This is a genomic window from Acidicapsa ligni (genome assembly GCF_025685655.1).
Classification (GTDB): domain Bacteria; phylum Acidobacteriota; class Terriglobia; order Terriglobales; family Acidobacteriaceae; genus Acidicapsa; species Acidicapsa ligni.
The window spans coordinates 74,102-96,612 of record NZ_JAGSYG010000002.1; the positions used below are offsets into that span (position 1 = coordinate 74,102).

A 22,511-nucleotide genomic window follows, 5' to 3' on the forward strand; every position below is an offset into this window, starting at 1 on the left:
TGTTTGAGTAAGGCTGGGCGAATCTGAATTGGCGCTATGTTTTTATAGACGGGATACGGGCGAATTATGGCTTTCGATAAGATCGATCGCGTGAATCGAGATGAGAAGCTGCAGCCGCTGAAGTTGACGGTGGTGCAGTACGGCATTTTGCTCATGATGCTGGTGCTGGTTGGCGGTTTGTGGCGGTTGCAGGTGTTGGGCGGCGATAACTGGCGGGTGCTGGCGGAGCAGAACCGCATTCGCAAAGTTCCGGTGATGGCGGCTCGGGGCAAATTGCTCGATCGCGAAGGCCGCCTGCTGGTGGATAACTATCCTTCGGTCTCGTGCTTTCTTCTTCGGGAACAGAATCGCAATCTGGATGCCGATCTTCCGTTGATCGCGAAGGGGCTGAATCTCGATCTGGACCAGTTGCGGAATACGCTGCATCGCTTCCGGCTGGCTCCGGGGTATCAGCCGATTCCGATCAAGCAGGATATTTCGCCGGATGAGCAAGCGTTCATTGAGGCGCATCGGAATGAGCTTCCTGAGCTGGAGACGGTGGATGAGGAGCGAAGGCTGTATCCGCGCGATGGCTTTGCGGCGCATTTGATCGGGTATGTCGGCGAGGTGAGCGAGGAGATGCTCAACGATCCGAAATACGCCTATTACGAACCGGGCGATGTGGTGGGCCGAGCTGGCGTAGAGCAGACATACGACGAGTTGCTGCGCGGGCAGGATGGCTCGATGGATGTGGTGGTCGACAGCCACGGGCGTGAGGTTGGACGGCAGGGAATTCAATTGGCTACGCCGGGTCAGGATCTGAAGCTGACGCTCGATATCGATATTCAGCGTGCTGCTGAGCTGGCGCTGGGCACGGCCAATGGTGCGGTGGTGGCGATGGATCCGCGCAATGGCGAGATTCTTGCGCTGGTTTCGCATCCGAGCTACGACCCCAATGCTTTTGCGGTGCGTATTGGGCGGTCGGATTGGAACAAGCTGATTACGGATCCGAATCACCCGCTGATGAACAAGGCTATTCAGGATCAACTTGCCCCGGGGTCTACTTTCAAAATCATCATGTCTGTGGCTGGATTGCAGGAGGGGATTGCGCAGAATCTCAAGGTTAATTGCGCGGGCGGCGGCACATTTTTTGGACACTTCTTCAAATGCGACCATCATCATGGTTTGCTGAGTATCCATGAGGCGATACCGGAATCCTGCGACACGTACTTTTACGATCTGGCCTCGAAGCTGGGGATCGACACGATTGCCAAGTACGCGACTGCGCTGGGAATCGGCTCGAAGACGGGTGTCGATCTGCCGAATGAGATGGCGGGTACGATGCCGTCCACACAGTGGAAGATGAAGAATTATCACGAGAAATGGTATGCGGGCGAGGTCATTTCCGTGGGCATTGGGCAGGGGGCGGTCGCGGTTACGCCGATCCAGTTGGTGCGCGCGCTGAGCGGTATTGCTTCGAATGGACACCTGGTGCGGCCGCATGTGGTGAATAGCGAGCAGCTTCCGGCGCAGTTCAAGCAGGCGGTGCTGGACACGTATTCGGGATCGGGAGTGAAGGATGTTTCGCTGAACTCCGATACGTGGATGACGGTGACCGAGGGCATGGCGCAGACGACTCAGCCGGGGCTTTATCACACGGCGCAGGCTTCGCGGCTTGAGGGGATCGATTTTGCGGGCAAGACGGGCACGGCGCAGGTGGTGGGCGGCGGCGATACGCATAATCGAGGCGGCGTGCGTACTCCGAATGCGTGGTTTGTAGGGATGGTTCCGCGACGCAATCCGGAGATTGCTGTGGTGGTTTTGCAGGAGCATGGCGATTTCGGATCGGGATCGGCGAAGCTGGCTGCACAGATTATTACGGCGTATGTGAACAAGAAGCGCAGGCAGGAAGGAAATCTGCTGTTGCAAGCGAATAAGCCATCGACGCCGGTGGAGATGGGGGCGGTCTGGTCGACGCCTAAGCCGGAGGCGCATCGGGCTGGTTCGCGAGCTGGTTCAAAGGCTGATTCGAATGGCAAGGGCGATGAGCAGGCAGATGGGCTACAGGTTGCGGGGATGAGTGGTGGGCATTTTCTGATCGATACGGGTTCGCCTTACTCGTCTCCGAAGATGGCTTCGGTGCCTTTTCCGAGCAGGCCTCGGCCGGTGCCGAAGGATCCTATTGAGCCGAAGGATCCTATGGAGCCGGTGAATGCGGATGCGATGAAGGCTGGTCTGGCTGGTGCGGGTTCCGGTGAGTCTGCTGGTGCAGGGGCGCTGGCTGCGCGTTTTCGCAGAGTGATTAACTGATGCCGCGTGCGACAGGATCCAGGGGTTTTGGCGGGCTTGGCGATTTTGACTGGGCGCTGCTGGGGATGGTGGTGACGCTTTGCACCATTTCTGTCTTTGAAATTTACTCGGCCACGCTGCATACGAAGTACTCCGGCTTTCATACCAAGCAGATGTATTGGATTGGCGGGGGCATCGTGGTGATGTTTGTGATGTCCAAGATCGACTATCACCGCCTGCTGGATGTCGCTTATTGGGCGTATGGATTTTGCCTGCTGTCGCTGGTGGCGGTCAAACTGGTGGGCAGCAAGGTGCTGGGTGCTCGACGGTGGATCAAGATTGGGCCGATGCATTTTCAGCCGTCGGAGTGGGTGAAGCTGGTGCTGATTGTGCTGGTGGCGCACTACTTTGCCAATCTGGGTGGAAAGCGGCTGACGTGGGGCGATGTGTTCAAAGCGATTGGGCTGGTCGGCATTCCGATGCTGCTGGTGCTTTCGCAGCCTGATTTGGGAACGGCTTTGACGTACACGCCGATTTTGCTCGCTGGGTTATTTCTGGGCGGCATTCACTGGAAGCAGGCGGCGATTTTGTGTACGGTGGGGCTGGTGGCGATTGTCGGAGTCTGGTCGAGCGGCAAGATTCTCAAGCCGTATCAGAAGGCGCGGTTGACGAGTTTTATCAATCCGGATAACGACCCGAAGGGATCGGGATACCAGATTCGGCAGTCGCTGATTGCGGTGGGTTCGGGCGGAATCTGGGGCCAGGGAGCGGAACAGGGGACGCAGACGCAGGGGGATTTTCTGCCGATTCCTCATGCGGACTTCATTTTTGCTGCTTTTAGTGAGGAGCATGGGTTTACGGGCGCGTTTGTTGTTCTGCTGCTATACTTCGTGATATTGATGCGTTTGATTCAGAACGCTCAAACGGCCGCAGACATGTCCGGCTCGCTCCTGGTTATGGGAGTTGTCGCCGTGTTGACCTTTCAAATTGCGGTCAACGTTGGCATGGTCATCGGTTTTATGCCAGTCACCGGAATTCCTTTACCGTTAATGAGTTACGGCGGATCTTCGGTGTTGTTCACGTTTCTGGCGCTGGGTGTGGTTATGAATGTCCGTATGCGCCGTTTTGTGAACTAGGTCTGGCAACAGAGGTAGTATCAAAGGTTTTCACTTTTAGCCGGAGATTGGGCTGAAAGTTCGTAGTTGTTAAGAATCAATCACTTCGCCGGCAGGTTTCGATTGCAAACAGCCCCGGCAGGATTGGGTGAATGAGCACGCAGAGACGGGTAGACCGTGTGCAGCGCTTCCTAAGTACGAAACTCACCGGAACCGGGATTCCATTGTCGATTAACGACGGTGGCACGGATCAGGAGAATCAGTTTCGTCGCGTTGCTACTGGCTTAACGGCATTTGCCACAAACTCTCTGAGCTCAAGCAGTTGCTGTAAATGGCGTTTTCGCCATGGGTACTATGAATCCGGGTGTGCAGGCTTTTCCTTTTCAGGGTTGAGCGGCGTGCCTGATTCTTCTCCGGTACAGATGGGGTCCTCGATTGGATCTTATTCTGGATATAAAGCCGGATTCCTTCCCGAGCAGCTTCCTTCCTATTCTCCTCTCCTGGTACGTGTGTCTCCCTTGCATTCGGCCTTGCCGCAGGTCTCGACGAGCTCAGGCTCCGGGACGGAAAGGCAACATGGCCAAGGAAATATGTATCTCCAGCACGCCGCACGAAACGCGGCTTGCGATATTGGAAGATGATCAGCTCGCAGAGATTTACTACGAGCGGGAAAATGAATATACACTCGCAGGCTCGGTTTACAAGGGCCGCGTAACCCGGGTTCTTCCGGGCATGCAATCCGCGTTTGTGGATATAGGGCTGGAACGCGATGCGTTTCTCTATGTCACGGACTTTCTGGAGATGGAAGACCAGGAAGATACGGACGAGGTAGAGAGAGCAGCGGCGAACGGGGACACGCATCGTCCGCAGATGGCAGCGCCTGTGGCTCAACAGGGACAGCAGGCACAGGCTGCACAGCGCGCGCCTCGCAATGAGGAGCAGCGTGGGGAGCGAGAGGGCCGCGGTGGCCGGGATGGCCGTCCACGGCGCGGAGAGCCTCGGCTGGCAGAGCCACGGCAGGCAACTCCAGTAGAGACAGAGGGGCAGACTGCTGCTCAATTTTCAGTAACTTCGGCTGTGTCTTCAACTGCGCAGGCAGGTGCGCAGGCGGATGAGTTTGCGATTCCGGCGTCGGTTGCGGATGCTGCCGCTCAGCAGGATGAGGCCGAGGATCAGGGTGCTCGCCGTTTGCGCGGGCGTCGTCGACGACGCGGCGGACGCGGACGGGATGAGGCGGGTCAGGCTGCCGGTGCTGTTGCGCCTGCCGGCGAACCTACGGAAGAGCTTATTGTTGCGGATGAGGAAGAGGAAGCGGAGACTCCTCGGTTGGAGTTTGAGGCTGCGGCTTCTGCGCCACGAGCGGTTAGTTCTCGGGAGGCTGCTCCGGAGCGGCATAGGCAGAGGTCGGCTGAGCCGGTTCAGACTTCGGCGGCTACCACGCCATTTCTGCTGCCGGGTGAGTCGCTGGGAAAATATGGCTCGGCACCGATCGTTCCTACTCCGAGCCGGTTGGTTCTGAGCGAGCTTCCGCCGGATACTTCCGATCCATTGCCGGAGCGGACGGCGGCGAAGCCATCCACCTTGATTGAGCATGAGATTGCCTGGGACGGCAAGGGGCTGATGCCTGGCGAGTCGATTGCCCGCCATCGCAGGGCTGAGCCGGAGGTCAAGGTTAGCCACGATATTCCGGTCAACATTCCGGTTAAGGCTGAGGCGGAAATCGCTGCAGAGCCTGTCAGTGTTGCAGAACCTGTGAGTGCCCTGGCGGATCATTCCGGTGAGATTTCGGAGCCGGTGGTTGAGGCTGCTGAAGGGTTTGAGGAAGTTCATGCGTTGCCGGTGGCTGAAATTTCGAGCGGAATACCGAGCGGAATGCATGAGGAAGAGTTCGAAGAAGAAGAGCTTGAGTTCTCGGACGAAGACGCGGTAGCTGAAGTTGGCGCGGAAGAAGAGGCGAATGCCGCTGAGCAGTTTACTGAGGCTGAAAGCGAGCATGCTCATGAAGGTCATGATGGCGACATCTCTGCGAGCCACAATGTAGACCCGTTGCCTCCGAGCGGCTTCCGGCTTAAGGATCTTTTTGGTTCGCGTAAGAAAGAGGAAGAAGTTGAGCCTCCTGCGCCTGTGCAGAAGACGGTGACTGCGGTTTCTGCGTATGCTCCCGGTGCGGGATTGGTGGAAGAAGAAGTTATCGAGGATGAGGAGTACGAGTTCACTCCGCTGAAGGCGCATCACGGCGAAGAGCACGATCTCGAAGAGCTGGAAGAAGAGACGCTGCAGCAGCAGATTCGCTCAGGGGCATTGGGCGAGATGTTGCAGGAAGCGCACATGGATCATCGCATCCTGATCGATTCGGATGACGAAGAGGATGCAGAGGAAGAGGGTGCGCCTGCGGTTGGAGGCGGCCGTTCGGCGGCTGCACCGGGTCGGGATCGCGGGGACAGGAGTGGCGGCCGCGGTCGTCGCGGTGGCCGCGGACCGGGCGGAGCTGGTAGCTCCGGTGGTTCGGGCGGCGATGGCCGTCGCGGGCCTTCGCGGCGCTCGGCGCAGACTTCGGACCTGCCGATTATCAGCGATCTGTTGAAGCCGGGGCAGGAGATCCTGGTTCAAATTGCCAAAGAGCCAATCGCCAAGAAGGGCGCGCGGATCACGAGCCATATTGCGCTGCCGGGGCGGTTCCTGGTGTTCATGCCGACGGTCAGCCATATTGGTGTGAGCCGCAAGATTGCTTCGGATGAGGAGCGTCAGCGGCTGAAGCGGATCCTGGTGAGTGAGAAGGGCGATGCGACCGGCGGATTTATTGTTCGCACGGCTGCCGAGGGAGCGACCGAAGAGGAGCTTCGCGCGGATCTGCGGTTCCTGATCAATCTTTGGAACGACATCAAGCAACGCGCGGATACGTCGAAGTCGCCAGCGTTGATCTATCACGATCTCAACCTGATCGAGCGTATTCTGCGCGACCAGGTGAGCGATAACTTCTCGCACATATGGGTTGATTCCGAGGCGGATTACGAGCGGATTGTTCGCTTCCTGAATCGCTTCTCGCCGGACCTGGTGCGGCGTGTGAAGCTGTACACGAAGGAAATTCCGCTGTTTGAGCACTTCGGCATTCAGGATGAGATTTCGAAGGCGCTGCGCTCGAAGGTTTGGCTGAAGAGCGGTGGTTCCATCGTGATCAACCAGACGGAAGCGCTGGTCGCAATCGATATCAACACCGGCAAATATGTGGGCAAGACGGCGCGGCTTGAGGACACGATTCTCAAGACTAACCTGGATTCGATTCCGGAGATTGTGCGGCAGATTCGACTGCGCGATCTTGGCGGCATCATCGTGATCGACTTTATCGATATGGATGAGCGCAAGAATCGTACTCGCGTGATGGCTGCTCTCGAAGAGGCACTGAAGCAGGATCGTGCGCCGACGAAGGTATTGCAGTTCAATGATTTTGGCCTGGTGGCGATTACGCGCAAGCGCGTGAAGCAGTCACTAGAGCGAACTCTCAGTGTGCCGTGCCCTGTTTGCCAGGCGACCGGCATGGTGAAGTCCGCGGCGACGGTTGCCAACGAAATCTACATTGAAGTGCGCAAGATGCGGAAGCATTTTGACCAGACCGAAGTGTTGTTGCGCGTCAATCCTGAGACGGCGAAGGCACTGAAGGCGAACAATGCGCGCTGGTTGACGGAGCTTGAAGATCTCGCGGGCAAGAATGTGTTGATCAAGAGCGATGCAACGCTGCATCCGGAGCAGTTCGATATTCAAGGGTAATTTTTAAAAAGATGGAGACGGGCTGAGGCGAAAGCTTCAGCCCTTTTTCATGCGCTGAATACGAAATCGTGAATGGATTCGCAGTGATTGCGATGCGTATCGCCAAGGGGCAACTTTTTTGAGAGAGATGTGTCTAATGTTGCAACGAGAGCGATGCACGACTCTCTGGTGGAAGCAATTTAGCTCATTTGAGGTCACAACGTATGTTCATTCACAAAGCTGCGTCGCCTGCGCGACGCGTCCTTTACTTTGCATTCGCAACTGTTTGCGCTATCTCGGTAAGCGTATTTCCAGCGATGGCACAGACGGAATCTTCCCACTCCTCCAACGATGGTTTCAGCGATGGTTTTTCCCACGCGAACTTCTCCAGTTCAACAGATGGTTTGAGCCCTGCAGCGACGGAAGGATACGTGGCTGCTCCTCCTGCGCTTTATGGAGCGGCGGAGCGGCATGATGTCAGCTATGGGTATCACGATCATAGTTGGACTAACCGGATCGCTTTTGAGGCCGGCGGCGGATTCAATGCACCGATCGGCAACGATGAGCCATTCATTACATGGGGTGGCAACTTTACGGTAGGCGCCGGGCTGCATCTGCAGCGTCATTTGAGTTTGCTGGCTGAGTATCAATTCATGGATAACAAGCTGCCTGGCGCACTTATCTCGGATGCTGGCGCGCAAGGCGGGCATGCGCATATCTGGTCGTTGACGCTTGATCCTGTGGTTGATCTTTTTCCTGCGCGCAAGAACGATGTCTATGTGACGGGCGGTGGCGGATTCTATCGTAAGGTCACGAGCTTTACCGATCCTGAGGAAGTTATACAGTGCTATTACTTCTGCGAAGTCGGCGTTGTGGATGTTGTGGTGAGCCACTTCTCCAGCAACCAGGGCGGGTTGAATTTCGGTGTAGGTTTTACGCGCAAGTTGAGCAGCGATAGCAATCTGAAGGCTTTCGCAGAGGCTCGCTATGTGTGGATTAACACGCCGGGACTTGGTGAGCAGGATGGTTTAGGTACGACAGGACTGATTCCGGTTACGTTCGGTCTTCGCTGGTAGATTTAATTCTGCCTTGTCGATAGGTCCACATCTTGATGATGTGGACCTATCTGTTTTAGCGAGCAATATTCATCGCAACCGGCTTCCGCCAATTTCAGCCAAGAAGGCTCGTGCAAGCCTTGGCTCGCCGGGGTCGCTTTCGCCGTGGATGGAGCAGAGATCGAGGAACTGATCGCAGAGCGGATCGGATTCTTCGGATTGCGCGAGGATTGACTGAAGCGCGAAGGCCAGCTCGCGAAGGAGTTCTGCCTCGGGCCATGCTTTATGTTTTGATGCTTCTCCCAGATAATCCTGACTGCTGAAAAGACCGTGCCGGCCTGCGGAGCACTCTTCAAGGCAGGCTATGAGCTGATCTCGAAATGCCTGCGTCAGTGGCTGTAATTGTTCGGGTGCGAGGCGATCATTGAGGCGATCATCGAGAGACATGCTTCTCCTTACTTTGCGTCGCCAGAGTCTGATCGCATGGCTGCTTCGACTTCATCTGCGGTGTGTGGAAGAGTGGCGATCATATCAAGGAGTTTGCCATCTGCGCCGACGACGAAAACATCTTCGATGCGCACGCCGATTTTTTCCTGTGGGATATAGACGCCGGGTTCGATGGTGAAGACCATGCCCGGTTTCAACACGGCGGGATAGATGGCTGGATCATGCACGGCGATGCCGACCATGTGCCCGAGGCCATGAATCCAATAGTCGCTGAGGGGCTCGCCATGCAGGCCTTTGCCGTGAGTGTTGATGTAGTTCCACGCAGCGGTATCGAGTGAGTTTGGGTCTCTATGATACGGATCGTTAATGGTGGACTTGCCTGCGACGAAGGCTGCGATTGCAGCGCGTTGTGCGCCAAGGACGACGTCGTAGACTTCGCGTTGACGTGGTGTGAAGTGTCCGTTGACGGGGACAGTGCGCGTGATGTCTGAGGCATACATGCTGTATTCTCCGGCGGCATCGACGACCATGACATCGCCATCGGCGAGTGTTGCTGAGTTATCGGAGTAGTGCAGTGTGGTGGAGTTGATACCAGTGCCGACGATGGGAGCGTATGAGGGGCGTTCGCAGCCGTCTTCCATCAGCTTTGCGAGAATCTTGCCTGCGATGGCGCGTTCAGTAACGCCGGGCCTGGCGGAGCGCATCATGACGCGTTGAGCAGCGATGGAGGCGTCGCTGGCTTTCTTCAGCAATGCAAGCTCGCCTTCATCCTTGGTCATGCGTAGCTGCATCGTGAGGCTTGTTACGTCATGTTCCGGTAGAGCGGCATCCTCGCCAAGCGTTGTTCCTGTCCAGCCAGCCAGGGATTTGGCCTGGGATGCGAGTGGCTGTGTCCAGACTTGATTCCTGATGCGGCGATCTGTCGTGATCAGTTTGTCGAGCTCTGCGGGTAATTCAGCCATGGGTAAGACTTCGTCGACGCCTGCGATTTGTGCAGCGTTGGGAGTAGCTGCGTCGAGCTTGGTGCCGGTGTATTTTTCCATGCGCAGGTTACGGGCAGGGAGTAAGAGGACTTCGCGATATTTGCGTGGGGAGGATGCGGAGGCCGCATCTGCGACGATCATCAATGCTGCGCCTGGCTCTGTCCAGCCGGTGAGATAGAAGAAGTCTTCATCCTGGCGATAGGGCATAAAGTCCAGAAGAGGTTCTTCTGCAGCGAACAGAATGGCGACTCCACCTTGCAGCGTCTGCGAGAGAGCGACTCGACGCGCGTGATATGTCGAGGGCGATTGTTTCTCCAATGCATGCGCGTGTTGGACGAAGAATGTAAAGAGCAACATGGTGGCACATGCAATGCGAAGAGATATGCGTGTCGGATGCAGTCGCGAAAGGTAGATCATAAGTATTTGCCTTTGCAATGTGGTGTGGCTACGGATGAGTTTACTACCGCACGATTGGGAAGCAGCTATTCTTTTTGGCCTGCACTTACTTCGGCTATTGCGGAGGTAAGTGATGAGACTACAGATTCTGCGTCGTCTTCTGACAGGCGATTGAAGAATGGGAGTGCGAGTGTGCGCTGCGAGATTGACTCTGTGACGGGAAGTATCGCGTGTTGTGCCTGGTGCAGCGATTGATATGCAGGTTGAAGATGAATGGGTGCAAAGTATCGGGCGCATGCGATACCTTGCTTGATCATGATGTCGAGAAGGATGTCGCGCGTGCCTATGGGCAGTGAAGAAGACAAGCGCAGGACATATACGAACCAACTGATCGTGCGGTGCTTGATCTGTAATGGTGGGCGTTCGATCAATGGGTTCAGGACAAGGAGTTTGTCGTAGCGCTCCGCTACGGATTGTCTCTCGACTAGGATTTGATCGAGGCGGCTTAGTTGCACAATGCCCAGCGCACAGGCCATTTCAGAGAGGCGATAGTTATAGCCAAGCTCTGCGTGTTGTAGCCAATCGCCTGATGGATAGCGGCCCTGATTGCGAAGAGCGCGCATGCGATCGGCTAATTGCGAGTCGCGCGTCAGGATTGCTCCGCCTTCGCCGGTTGTGATTTGTTTATTGGGATAGAAGGCGAAGACGGAGATATCACCGAAGCTTCCTACATGCTGGTTCTTGTAAGTTGCGCCGATGGCTTCGCAGGCGTCCTCAATCACAAAGAGGTGGTGGCGGCGAGCGAGCGCCATGAGTGCTTCCATCTCTGCGGGCACACCGAAGTTATGAACGATGATGATGGCTCGAGTGCGGGAAGAGATTGCTGCTTCAACAGATGCCGGGTCCATGTTCAATGTCGCGGGATCTATATCTACGAAGACAGGAGTGGCGCTTTCATAACGCACGGCATTTGCAACGGCAATGAAGGTGAAGGAAGGAACGATCACTTCGTCGCCGGGGCCGATGCCCAATGCATGAATCGCCAGATGTAGAGCGGCTGTTCCTGAACTGACGGCGATAGCGTGCGGCATTTGATGAAAGGATGCCAGTGCGGATTCAAATGCTTCGAGCTTCGGTCCGAGGCTGAGCGTGTTGGTTCGCAGGACTGCGGTAACAGCGTCGATCTCTGCGTCGGTAATGTCTGGAGATGAGAGCGGTATGCGCAGGGTTAGTGCTCCTTCGATTCATCCGAGATAGGTGCGGGAGCTTTGATGAGCAGGCTATTGAGTGGAGTGGTTGCGAGTATATCGACTATTATTTCTGCGGCATTGCCGTGTCCGTAGGGGTTGGTCATGCCTGCGAGGCTATCGCGAAACTCTGAGGTTTGCGCGTGCTCGATTGCGGCGACTATGTCCTCTGCATTTGCAGGCACATCTAATACATTGCGGGCGCGTTCTCTGCCTTGCTGGCGCATGCCTACGTTGACGGTGGGTAGTGCGTAGGATGCGGTTTCCATGATGCCGCTGGAGGAATTGCCTACGAGTACGTTGACGTGGCGTAACAGGCTCCAATAGGTGAGAGCACTCAGGTTCACAAATATGTTTGTGTTTGGGCGCTCTGCAGCGAAGGCTTTTGTACGTGCGATCAATTCATAGCTGCCTGAGTCGGAATTGGGATAGATGAAGATAATCTGTTCGGAGACGCGACTCAGGGCAGCAAAGAGCGCATCGGCTTCGCGTGTCGTATCGCGATGAATGGTTACGGGATGATATGCGACGAGGATGGTTGGTTGTTGCAGGTCGATCGACAGTAAATGTTCAAGCGCTTCCTGGGTCAATAGCGAGCTGCGCCGCAAATGGTCCAGGGATGGAGCGCCTGCGTGATGTACGCGCCAGGGCTCTTCGCCCATAGAGATGACTCGCCTGCGCGCTGTTGCTGTCGAAGTGAAATGGATATGGGCCAGCTTGGTGAGGGAGTTGCGTACTGCATCGTCGATGGCTCCCTGACTGACTTCTCCGCCTTCAATGTGGGCGATTGGAATACGCAATGCGAGCGCTACTGAAGCAGGTGCGAGCATCTCGTAGCGGTCGGCGATCAGCAGTATTAGATCCGGCCGCCAGGCGCCCATTGCATCTGCAAGGCTGAGTGTTGCAAGGCCGATTGTTTTGGCCATTCCTATATCTGTGTCGGAGCTGATGAGGCACTCTATGCGGGCGATGATGGGAAAGCCATCTTTTTCTATTTCTCGAATGGTGTGGCCGAACTCGGGGGAAAGATGTGCGCCGAGTGCGATGATGCCGAGTTCAATCTCTGAATGGCGGGATAACTCAAACAGAGGCCAGTAGAGGTGGCTGTAGTCTGCGCGTGAGGTGGTGACTACTGCGATGCGGCGCTTCATTGTGAGATCGCTTTCAGATTGGATTGTTGCGCAAGGCTTCGTATGGTATCGCTGGGCACATAGGTGGGAACGAGTTGCTGAATCACTTCCATGGCGCGTGAGAGATCACGTTCTTTGACGGCTTGTTGCATCTGATCCAATGCGTGGACAAGCCGCGCGGTGCCTGGGGTAGAGGGTGCAAGTTGCAGCACTCCCGGCAGCGGTATGGATGTCGAGTTTTGCAAGGGGCATTCGCTTGCAGTCCACAGGATTTCGTGCGCCTTATCTCCAGGGCGAGGGCAGGTAAATGTAATTGAAATGGAGCGGTTCATTGCTTGCGTAGTTATCAAAAATTCAGCGAGAGAAAGGATGTTATGAGAGCGATCTAACTGGGGTACGAAGATGCTTGCGGAGCCTGCCTCAATAGAGCATGTGAGGAGCAGATCGACCGCTTCGTCTCTTGTGAGAAAGTATCGACTTGCATTTCGGTCAGTGACTGTAACGGGGCCATCGGACGCTATCTGCTGAAGGAAGAGTTCTACTACGCTGCCATCGCTTTCGAGGACGTTGCCGAGCCTTAGCACGACTCCTTTATATGCGAGAGTGATCTGCTCTGCTATGCGCTTGGTTGCGCCCAGTATGCTCGCGGGGTCTGCGGCCTTGTCCGTTGAGAGAAGTATGACACGCTCGGCGCCATGCTTACGAGCAAGCAAAACTAGCGTATTGGTGCCGAGTATGTTGTTTGCTATGGCTGCAAGAGGATGGCTCTCAAGCAGGGGAACGTGTTTGTGGGCTGCAGCGTGAAAGACAATTTGCGGGCTATGTATTGCGAAGGTTTCATCGAGCAGAAGCGCGTCCGTTACGCTGCCCAGGACTATGTGTGTATCTTTGCAGAGCCCGATGTTTTTCAGCTTTGACTGAAGAGAGTAGAGTGCCTGCTCTGAAGAGTCCAGCAGGACTAGTTTCTTCGGATGGAGGTGTGCGAGTTGGAGGCTCAGTGAGCTGCCGATGGAGCCGCCTGCTCCGGTGATCAGAATGGATTTTTCACGAAGCTGCTGCAGGGTTTTCTGCGAGGGCGAGGGAAGTCGCGGACGATTGAGGAAGGCGTGCCAATCAATCTGCCTGTGCGGAAATCCTGCGTCGGGGCGTTCGTTCACGGACTTAGTATAGATGCTTCGCAGTAGGATTGGCATGGGAACGGCAGGGTTCGAGTTGACTAAAGAATAGGGAAGTAATGTTGATTGCGTCGCATGGAGATGAGCCGTCTATAGTAATCAATTCGGTTTTGTGGGTGCGCGCGGGTCGCTGAATTTGAGACACTGTTGCTGCGCGTTACGGAGCATTTTGTCTGGCGCGAGTCAGGAATCCCGTACATGCAAATCTGGAAGACCACAACTGTCCCCGTATTGTTTGTTATAGGGACTCTTATTCTTGGTAACAGCCTTTCTGCTGCTGCTATCGAGCATGATTCGCAGGCGGTGCGGCTCAATAACAACGGCGTGGCTCTGATGAATCAGCAGCAGACGGAGCGGGCGGAGGCTGCGTTCGCGGAGGCCTTTGGTAAAGACAAGGCGCTGGCTGAAGCTGCGTTGAATGATGGCATCGCGCTGCTCTATTTGCAGAAGCTGCCGGAGGCGCAGGCTGCGCTGAAAAGTGCGATTGCGCTGGAGCCGAAGAATCCTCGTGCATGGTACAACCTGGGGCTCGTGCAGCGAGCCAATAACGATGTGTCGGCGGCACTTATGAGCTTTCAACATGCGGTTGAGCTTGATGCCGGGGATGCGGATTCCTACTATTTCGAAGGCGTTTGTTTGCAGGATGAGAAGCAGACGGACCAAGCGATTGCGGCCTTTCGCAAGGCACTCGAAACGAATCCTCAACATGCTTCTTCAGAGTTTGCATTGGCTCGTACTTTGCAGCGAGCAGGACGAGCGGATGAAGCGAAGATACACTTTCAGCGATTCCAGCATCTTACGAGCGCCAAGATTTCGAGCGCGATTGGTTTGAGTTATGGAGACCAGGGGCACTACTCGACGGCTGTGGCTGTCTCTGAGGCGGTGCAGCCAAAGAAGCCGATGATTGCTGTTCGCTTTACGAAACAGGCTTTATCGGCCGGGCAATCTGGAGATCATGCGGGGAGCGGCGGTAGCTGCATGATGGATGTGGATGGCGATGGGTTGTTTGACCTAGTGCTGATGGAGTCAGGCGATTCTGCGATTCGCGTGTTGCGGAATTCCGGCAATGGGAGTTTTGCGCAACTGGGTGCGGAGCAAACGGGGTTGCGTGCGAATGGGCGAGCTATCTCCTGTGCTGTTGGGGACTATGATGGCGACGGACTTTCGGATCTTGTTGTGGCGCTGGAGGATCGGCTGGAGTTATTTCACAACCTGGGGCATGGGCATTTTGAGGATAGATCGCAGCTTGCGGGCCTTGTGTCGCGCAATCATCCTGCGGGCATATCGTTTGTGGATTATGACCACGACGGGGACCTGGATTTATTTGTAACGGGTGCTGGTTTGAAGCCTGGAGATGCGCCGAATGTATTGTGGCGGAATAACGGCAACGGCACTTTTACGGAGTGGACGGAGGCTGCGGGATTTGGCGGAACAGGCCGTACTCACTCCGTGATTCTCTCCGATATAAATAATGACCGTGCTGTCGATCTGGCTGTAACTGGAGATAGCAATGCTCCTGTGTTGTATCTCAATCCGCGGGAGGGTAAATATCCAGCGAAGCCTCTTTATGTGGGCGATGAGTTATCGGGCACGGAAGGTATCACTGTGCTTGATTTCAACAAAGATGGCTGGATGGATGTTGCGGTTACGCATTCGGGAGCGCCGGGTGTGACGCTTTGGCGCAATCGGGATGGGAAGAGTTTTGAGCGCGAGGACCTGCCGATTCATGACGCGATTCGTGCGTGGGGAATTACTCCGATTGATTTTGATAATGATGGCTGGATTGATCTGGCTGCGATTGTTGAGACGCGGCGTGGAGCGGAGGTACGCGTCTTTCGCAATCGCGGCGATGGTGGCTTTGATGATGTGAGTAAGACGCTTGGATTGGATGGGATTTTTCTTGCTGCTCCGCGTGCGTTGATTGCATTGGATGTGGATGGGGATGGAGATGCGGATCTGATTGTCACTTCAGCAACGGGGCAGCCGGTTCTGCTGCGCAATGATGGAGGGAACAAGAATCACTCGGTGCGATTGAAGCTGACGGGCTTTGCGGATAACAAGACGTCGATTGGAACCAAGGTGGAGATCTTCTCTGACGGTAACTGGCAGAAGTGGGAAGTGGCTGGAGCGTCGGGTTATCTTAGCCAGGGTCCGCCGGAGATTCTGGCGGGACTTGGGGATGCGGAAGGCATCGATCTGCTGCGCATGTTATGGCCTACGGGGGTACCTCAGGATGAGATCAATGTTGCGCGGAAGCAGGTTGTTTCCTACACGGAAGCGGATCGCCGAGGCAGCTCCTGCCCTGTGTTGTTCGCGTGGGACGGCAAGCATTATTCGCTGGTGACGGATACGATCGGCGCGGGTGTTGTGGGACATTGGTTCACACCTGCGCGACGTAATATCTCCGATCCGGATGAGTGGATCAAGGTCGATGGTTCGCAGTTGGCCACGGTGAATGGGCGATTGAGCCTGCGCTTTACAGAGCCGATGGAAGAGGTGAATTACATCGATCAACTACGGCTGCGGGCGGTGGATCATCCTGAAGGCACGGAGGTTTATCCGGACGAGCGGTTTTTGGATGAGCCGCCGTTTGCATCGGGTCGTGTCGTGGTAAGTGCTGCGGCGCATTTGCCGGTTGGTGCGTGGGATGATCATGGGCGCGATGTGATGGCGTTGCTTTTGGCGCGCGATCACAGGTTCGCGAGCGACTTTATCAAGGCTCCGTATGATGGGTTTGCGAATCAGCATGTACTTACCGTGGACATTGGTAAGTGGCAGGCTGCGAATCCGCTGCGGCTGTTGTTGACGGGGTATGTCGAGTACTTCAGCGCGAGCTCGTTGTATGCAGCGTGGCAGGCTGGCGTTGCGCCGGTGTCACCGTATATCGAGGCGCAGTCAGCCGATGGATCGTGGAAGCGGATCGATAAGGAAATGGGATTTCCTGCGGGACTGCAGAGAACGATTGTTGTGGATCTTAGCGGTAAGTTGCCGATCGGTACGCGGCGTATTCGCATCGTGACGAATCTACAGATTTATTGGGATCAGTTGCTGGTCGATAACGGGACTGAGAAGAAAGGCGTGGTCCGTGAGACAGAGATTCCGCTGGCGCATGCGGGGTTGCGTTTTCATGGTTATCCGCGGCAGATTGATGGTGTGAGTTCTGGAGATTTGAGCTATAACTACGACGAAGTCAGTCTTACCGGGCCGTTTCAACGGCAGCGGGGAAGTTATACGCATTTTGGGGATGTTACTCCGCTGGTTAAGGGCGTTGATAATGAGTTCGCTATCTTTGGCAGTGGGGAAGAGATTGCGACGGAGTTCGATGCGAGTGCTCTACCGGCGCTGCCGCCGCATTGGAAGCGGGATTACTTCTTCTATGCGAATGGATATGTGAAGGACATGGACTATTACGATGCTTCTCCGTTTACGGTTTCGCAGTTGCCGTTTCATGGGATGAGTGCGTATCCGTATCCTGCGGACGAGAAGTTTCCTGACGATGCGCGGTCGATTCAGTATCAGTTGGAGTGGAATGACCGCTTCGATAGCGGAGATCCTGCGCATTCCTTCCGATTTGATTATGAGCTGCGGCCATCGACTCCTGCTGCGGATGGCGAGGCGATGCAGAGGTGAGTGAGTTAGTGCTGGAATCAGCGACGCGCCAATTAGCTCGATTGCGATCGGGGGAGATATCGGTCGTTGAGTTAGCCGAGGCGCACATACGGCAGATTGAGCGTTTGAATCCTGCGATCAATGCGTTGGTGGATTTTGATGCGGAGAGAGTGCGGTTGCAGGCTCGCGCGTTGGATGAGACCACGAATGCGATTGGGCCGTTGCATGGATTGCCGGTTACTGTGAAGTCGTCTATCGCGACGGCTGGATATCTGTGTGAGATCGGCAGCACGATCAATCGAGGGAGCGTTGCGAGAGAGGATGCGGCCGTGGTGGCGAGGCTTCGCGCTGCGGGTGCGTTGATTCTTGGGACTACGAATTGTCCTGAATTTTTGATGGCGTATGAGACGGACAATCTGCTGCATGGGCGAACGAGTAATCCGTGGGATCTGGGGCGCTCGCCGGGTGGTTCGAGTGGTGGTGAATCGGCTGCGATTGCGGCTGGCATGTCGGCGGGTGGATTGGGTAGCGATAGTGGCGGGTCGGTGCGGCTGCCTGCTCATTTCACAGGGATTTGTGCGCTGAAGCCGACGCCGGGACGGGTGCCGGGGCGAGGACATTTGCCTCCGTGCGTGGGACCGTTTTCTGTCCTTGGTGCGATTGGGCCTATGGCTCGTACGATTGCGGATGTTTCGTTGTTGTTCGAGACGCTTTCCGGACAGGATGCTATCGATCCAGTGAGTGCTCCGATTGGTTTTCGCAGGCTGGATCCAGTGAGTCTGCGTGAAAAGACGATTGGGTATTTTGAGGAGGATGGCCGCGTCGGAGTGACGGAAGAAACGCGCATGGCTATTCGGGATTCGGTGCGTGTGTTGCGGGATGCAGGCTTTCGTATGGAACCGTTTCGTCCGCGTACGCTGGAGTTGTTGCGGCAGTTGTGGTGGAAGTTTTTTGTGCAGTGCGGAGCTATGTTTTATGAGCCTGCGATTCGTGGGAAACACGATCAGCTTAGTCCAATCTTTCGCGAGTTTCTATCGTTTGCGGAGAAGGCTGGGCCACTGAGTGCGACTGAGTTATTGAACGCGTGGGCAGAGCTTGATTTATTGCGCAGCAGGATGCTTGAGGAGATGGAGAGCCATCCCATTCTGCTTTGTCCGGTGGCGAGTATTCCTGCGTTTCGACATGGAGAGCGAAGCTGGAGGATTGGCGAGAGCCAGGTGGATTATCTTGACGCGGTGCGGCATACGCAGTGGTTCAATGTGCTGGCTGCTCCGGCTGTTGTGGTGCCGGTGGGGAGATCGCCTGAGGGGTTGCCGATCGGGGTGCAGATTGTGGCGCGGCCTTATGAGGATGAGTTGGCGTTGGGTGTCGCGGTTGTGCTGGATGAGGCTTTTGGTTATCGGCCTCCGCCAATGGCAACTAACATCGACTGAGTTATACGCCGACGGGAAAGGGTTTGGGGCTGGACTCGTCTGTATTGGCGTCGGGGCTGGCACCGGATTTCCAGCGCTCGAAGCGGCCTTGCAACAGGCTCATCAGGCCGGTGTACCAGTATCCCAGGACGAACAACAACAGAAACGGCGCGGTGAAGAAGTTGTTGTTGGTAAAGGTGTATACGATGGCCAGCGCGAAGTAGGTGCCGATAGCGAGTTCGATCCAGGGAGTGAGAAGCAGGCGCTTGCGGTATTTTGCGGCCTTGGACTTTTCGCCCTTCTTGGCAACACTGTATTTTGGCGTGCGGGCGAAGGCGGACTTGATTCCGAAAAGCGCTTCCATCACGGCCTTGGTATTGGTGATGGTAAGTCCGATGCCGAGGGCCATCAGAATTGGCAGATAGAGAAATGTCTTGAGCCAGTTTTTGGGGAATAGCTCACGTTGACTGATCACGTAGAAGGTGGCGATGGATAACGTGGATGCGGTGAAGAGGGGAACGTCGATCAGCAGCATCTGGAACCAGCCCTGATAAAAACGCACGATCATCGCGGGGATGAGAAGCGCGGTCATCAGGACCATCAACGGATAACTGAGGTTGGCGGTGAGGTGATAGACGGCCTCGATCTTGATGCGCCGGGGGACATTGGATTTGAAGATGAGAGGCAGGACTTTGATCGAGGTTTGAATCAGACCTTTAGCCCAGCGCGCCTGCTGCGTTTTGAAGGCGGTCATCTCGATGGGTAGTTCGGCGGGGCATTCGATATCGGGAAGGTATTTGAACTTCCATCCGGCGAGCTGCGAACGATAACTGAGGTCGGTGTCTTCGGTGAGGGTATCGTGCTGCCAGCCTCCGGCATCGGTGATGGCCTGGCGACGCCACATACCGGCGGTGCCGTTGAAGTTGAAGAAATCGCCAGAGCGGGCGCGTGCGCCGTGTTCGAGGACGAAGTGGCCGTCGAGCAGGATGGCCTCTACCTGCGTGAGCAGGCTGTAGTCGCGGTTGAGATGCGTCCAGCGGGTTTGCACCATGCCGATGGCTGGGTCGTAGAAGTGATGCACGACTTTCATCAGCCAGTCGTGCGGAGGCACGAAGTCAGCGTCAAAGATGGCGATCAGATCGCCTTTGGCTACTTTGAGCCCAGCATCGAGAGCGCCGGCTTTGAAGCCGTGGCGGTTTTCGCGATGCATGTAAACGATGGGATGGCCGAGCGCTGCGTAGCGGGCAACGATGGCCGCTGCGACCTGCTGGGTTTCGTCGGTGGAGTCGTCGAGGAGCTGAATCTCCAGCTTGTCCTGGGGATAGTCCATTGCGCAGATGGCTTCGAGCAGGCGGTCGATGACGAACTGCTCGTTGTAGATGGGCAACTGGACGGTGATGCGGGGCAGTTCGGTGAACTTGCCGGGTGGTTCCGGGTGGTAGTCCTTGCGGTGCTTGAAGTAGAGATAGACCAACTGGTAGCGATGCACACCGTAGATGGCCAGCACGATCATGACGGCGAAGTAGGGCAGGAGCAGCGCGGCGTCAAAGCCGTTCCAAGTATAGAGGCCTTTGAAGGTCTGGTCGGCGTACTGTGTTTTGAGAAAGTGACGAAAACCGCTCTGGGGAGCGAAGGCAAGGCTGGCGGTCCAGTGTGGCAGACTGCTGGGCAGGCCGCTAAACAGGCCGGAGCACAGACTGGAGATCGAGGCGAGACTCGACTGGATTTGGCTTGCTTCGAGAACGGAAAACAGGGGGAAACCTCCAGACAAGGGTCCTATGCGATTGTAAGCGATTGAGCGGTCCGCATTTGGGACTTGATTCTTAGTGATGGGAAGCGGATTAACACGCCATTGGTTGCCTGGGCAGGCGCTGGGGGCGTAAGGTGGCGATGCCGGGAGGATTTGCCGCTATGTCCAGCTCTACTTTATCCGCCACATCTTCGATTGTTGCCGCAGCCGGGGGCAGTTTTCTGCTGGAGGATCGTCTGCCGGGAGAGGTTTTTACGCCGGAGGATCTGAGCGAGGAGCAGCGGCAGATTGCCGATACGGCCGGGCGGTTTGTGCGGGAGCAGGTGCTGCCGATGGTCGCGAAGGTCGAGGCGAAAGAGCCGGGCGTCATGCGGGAGCTGCTGCGAGCGGCGGCGGATCTGGGGTTTACGGCTGTCGATGTTGCGGAGGAATACGGCGGGCTGGGGTTGGACAAGACGACTTCGGCGGTGGTGGCTGACCATCTTTCGGGGCTGGCGAGTTTTGCGACGGCATTCGGTGCGCATGCGGGGATTGGGACGCTACCGCTGGTCTGGTATGGGACGGAAGAGCAAAAGCAGCGGTACCTGCCCAAGCTGGTTTCGTTGGAGTGGGCGGCGGCGTATGCCTTGTCCGAGGCGACTTCGGGATCGGATGCGATGAATATCCGGACGAAGGCGGTGCTTTCTGCGGATGGCGCGAGTTATGTGCTGAATGGCGAAAAGATGTGGATCACGAATGCCGGGTTTGCGGATCTTTTCACGGTGTTTGCGAAGGTCGATGGGGAGAAATTTTCCGCGTTCCTGGTGGAGCGTGAGACGCCAGGGCTTACGGTTGGCAAGGAGGAGCACAAGCTGGGGATTCGCGGCTCGTCGACCTGCGCGCTGGTGCTGGCCGATTGCAGGATTCCGGTTGGGAATCTGCTGGGCGAGGTGGGTAAGGGGCATCACATCGCTTTCAACATTTTGAATGTGGGGCGGTTCAAGCTGGGAGTGGCCTGTGTTGGCGGGGCCCGGATGGCGATCGAGCACCAGATTCGGTATGCGAAGGAGCGTCGTGCTTTTGGCAAGCCGATCGCGGAGTTTGGGCTTATTCAGCGGAAGATTGCTGCGAGTGTTACACGCTTGTTTGTTACGGAGAGCATGACGTATCGGACGGCGGGGATGATGGACGCGGCGCTGGCGCAGATGGCGCCGGAGGTGGCTGGTTCTTCGCGTGAGATTCAGAAGCGTATCGAGGAATATGCGGTTGAATGTTCGATTTTGAAGGTTTTTGGGTCGGAGATGATGGGGTTTGTCGCGGACGAACTGGTGCAGATCATGGGCGGGTATGGATATGTTGAGGATTATCCTGCGGAGCGCCTGTACCGGGATGCCCGGATCAACCGGATTTTTGAGGGAACGAACGAAATCAACCGGATGATCATTACCGGCTGGCTGATGAAGCGGGCGATGAATGGGCAGCTTCCTCTGCTGGCTGCGATCAAGCAACTTATGGACGAAATCACGCAGCCGCCGAGCTTTGCCTCCGATGAGGAGGGTGAGATGGTTTTGGGCAGGGAAGCAAAGGTGCTTGGGAATCTGCGCAAGATCACGTTGCTGGCTGCGGGGGCGGCATCGCAGCGGTTTATGGCGGGATTGCAGGAGCAGCAGGAGATCATGGCCGATCTTGCGGACTGCATTATGGCTGTCTTTGCGCTGGAGTCGGCGCTGCTCCGGGCACGCAAGCTGGTGGCCAGTAAATTAGTGGGCAGCAAGGGCGGCGGAAGTGACCTGGCGGTGGCGATTACTTCGGCTTTTGCGGATGAGGCACTGGGGTCGGTGGAGCAGGCGGCGCGGCGGGTTCTGGCGGCATCGAGCGAGGGGGATGCCCTGGCCATTCAACTGACGGTGTTGCGCCGGTTCGTCAAGGTGGTTCCGGTGGATGTGGTGGCGCTGAGCAGGACGATTGCGAGCTTTTCGCTTGACGCGGGAAGGTACCGCTTCTAGGCTTCCGGGTGATAGGACATGACCTATAGGTTGGATTGTCTTGACTTCGATGGCGCACTACTCTAAACCTTGACGTATCAAAGCGTACCCTCAAAGAGCTGCCTCTGCCGGGATTAACCCCTCGATGGAGGCTGTGCGAGGGCGCCAAGAGCCGTTTCATTTCATTCCGGGGTTATTGCGTACCCGGCAACTCAA

Annotated in this window: 13 protein-coding genes; 7 read left to right on the top strand and 6 right to left on the bottom strand. The window is 56.2% G+C overall.

The features are described from left to right. Nucleotides 1-66 precede the first annotated feature (66 nt). The 4 genes from mrdA (at nt 67) to OHL19_RS06765 (ending at nt 8,203) form a co-directional block, all read left to right on the top strand. Nucleotides 67-2,289 carry a penicillin-binding protein 2 gene (mrdA, locus tag OHL19_RS06750; protein WP_263356880.1) on the top strand — a complete coding sequence of 741 codons (2,223 nt, stop codon included), beginning with the start codon at nt 67-69 and terminating at the stop codon, nt 2,287-2,289. Then, a complete protein-coding gene (gene rodA / locus OHL19_RS06755; protein WP_263356881.1) occupies nt 2,289-3,404 on the top strand; it encodes a rod shape-determining protein RodA in 1,116 nt (371 codons plus the stop codon). Before mrdA ends, rodA begins: the two co-directional genes overlap by 1 nt. A gap of 555 nt (nt 3,405-3,959) precedes the next feature. Continuing rightward, a complete protein-coding gene (locus OHL19_RS06760) occupies nt 3,960-7,148 on the top strand; it encodes an Rne/Rng family ribonuclease (protein WP_263356882.1) in 3,189 nt (1,062 codons plus the stop codon). Between the two features lie 203 nt (nt 7,149-7,351). Further along, nucleotides 7,352-8,203, top strand: coding sequence for a porin family protein (locus tag OHL19_RS06765; RefSeq protein WP_263356883.1), 852 nt, complete (start codon nt 7,352-7,354; stop codon nt 8,201-8,203). Nucleotides 8,204-8,272: 69 nt separating this feature from the next. On the opposite strand, the gene OHL19_RS06770 is transcribed toward OHL19_RS06765, so the two are convergent. The 5 genes from OHL19_RS06770 to OHL19_RS06790 form a co-directional block, all read right to left on the bottom strand. Continuing rightward, nucleotides 8,273-8,629 carry a hypothetical protein gene (locus tag OHL19_RS06770; RefSeq protein ID WP_263356884.1) on the bottom strand — a complete coding sequence of 119 codons (357 nt, stop codon included), beginning with the start codon at nt 8,627-8,629 and terminating at the stop codon, nt 8,273-8,275. Nucleotides 8,630-8,637: 8 nt separating this feature from the next. Then, nucleotides 8,638-10,029 (bottom strand): M24 family metallopeptidase, encoded by a 1,392-nt coding sequence (locus OHL19_RS06775; protein ID WP_263356885.1) that lies wholly within the window; start codon nt 10,027-10,029, stop codon nt 8,638-8,640. A gap of 65 nt (nt 10,030-10,094) precedes the next feature. After that, complete coding sequence (locus OHL19_RS06780) at nt 10,095-11,252, bottom strand: DegT/DnrJ/EryC1/StrS family aminotransferase (protein WP_317890565.1); 1,158 nt, start codon at nt 11,250-11,252, stop codon at nt 10,095-10,097. Next, on the bottom strand, nt 11,237-12,406 hold the full coding sequence (gene neuC, locus OHL19_RS06785) for a UDP-N-acetylglucosamine 2-epimerase (RefSeq protein WP_263356886.1): 1,170 nt from the start codon (nt 12,404-12,406) through the stop codon (nt 11,237-11,239). The genes OHL19_RS06780 and neuC overlap by 16 nt, the downstream gene beginning before the upstream one ends. Further along, nucleotides 12,403-13,542, bottom strand: coding sequence for a polysaccharide biosynthesis protein (locus tag OHL19_RS06790; RefSeq protein WP_263356887.1), 1,140 nt, complete (start codon nt 13,540-13,542; stop codon nt 12,403-12,405). The genes neuC and OHL19_RS06790 overlap by 4 nt, the downstream gene beginning before the upstream one ends. A 216-nt stretch (nt 13,543-13,758) precedes the next feature. On the opposite strand from OHL19_RS06790, the gene OHL19_RS06795 reads away from it, so the two are divergent. Together OHL19_RS06795 and OHL19_RS06800 are read left to right on the top strand one after the other, a co-directional pair. Further along, a complete protein-coding gene (locus tag OHL19_RS06795; protein WP_263356888.1) occupies nt 13,759-17,190 on the top strand; it encodes an FG-GAP-like repeat-containing protein in 3,432 nt (1,143 codons plus the stop codon). Continuing rightward, nucleotides 17,187-18,602 (top strand): amidase, encoded by a 1,416-nt coding sequence (locus OHL19_RS06800; RefSeq protein ID WP_263356889.1) that lies wholly within the window; start codon nt 17,187-17,189, stop codon nt 18,600-18,602. Before OHL19_RS06795 ends, OHL19_RS06800 begins: the two co-directional genes overlap by 4 nt. Nucleotide 18,603: 1 nt before the next feature. Here OHL19_RS06800 and OHL19_RS06805 read toward each other — a convergent pair whose 3' ends face one another. Beyond that, nucleotides 18,604-20,241 (bottom strand): cellulose synthase family protein, encoded by a 1,638-nt coding sequence (locus OHL19_RS06805; RefSeq protein ID WP_263357622.1) that lies wholly within the window; start codon nt 20,239-20,241, stop codon nt 18,604-18,606. Between the two features lie 251 nt (nt 20,242-20,492). Between OHL19_RS06805 and OHL19_RS06810 the strand changes: the two genes are divergently transcribed. After that, a complete protein-coding gene (locus tag OHL19_RS06810; RefSeq protein WP_263356890.1) occupies nt 20,493-22,316 on the top strand; it encodes an acyl-CoA dehydrogenase family protein in 1,824 nt (607 codons plus the stop codon). The last annotated feature ends 195 nt before the right edge of the window (nt 22,317-22,511 follow it).

Bases quoted from the DNA above. Each gene is read 5' to 3' on its own strand.
- OHL19_RS06795 (WP_263356888.1), top strand. From the start codon at position 13,759: ATGCAAATCTGGAAGACCACAACTGTCCCCGTATTGTTTGTTATAGGG.
- mrdA (WP_263356880.1), top strand. From the start codon at position 67: ATGGCTTTCGATAAGATCGATCGCGTGAATCGAGATGAGAAGCTGCAG.
- OHL19_RS06775 (WP_263356885.1), bottom strand. From the start codon at position 10,029: ATGATCTACCTTTCGCGACTGCATCCGACACGCATATCTCTTCGCATT.
- OHL19_RS06810 (WP_263356890.1), top strand. From the start codon at position 20,493: ATGTCCAGCTCTACTTTATCCGCCACATCTTCGATTGTTGCCGCAGCC.
- neuC (WP_263356886.1), bottom strand. From the start codon at position 12,406: ATGAAGCGCCGCATCGCAGTAGTCACCACCTCACGCGCAGACTACAGC.
- OHL19_RS06770 (WP_263356884.1), bottom strand. From the start codon at position 8,629: ATGTCTCTCGATGATCGCCTCAATGATCGCCTCGCACCCGAACAATTA.
- OHL19_RS06765 (WP_263356883.1), top strand. From the start codon at position 7,352: ATGTTCATTCACAAAGCTGCGTCGCCTGCGCGACGCGTCCTTTACTTT.
- rodA (WP_263356881.1), top strand. From the start codon at position 2,289: ATGCCGCGTGCGACAGGATCCAGGGGTTTTGGCGGGCTTGGCGATTTT.
- OHL19_RS06760 (WP_263356882.1), top strand. From the start codon at position 3,960: ATGGCCAAGGAAATATGTATCTCCAGCACGCCGCACGAAACGCGGCTT.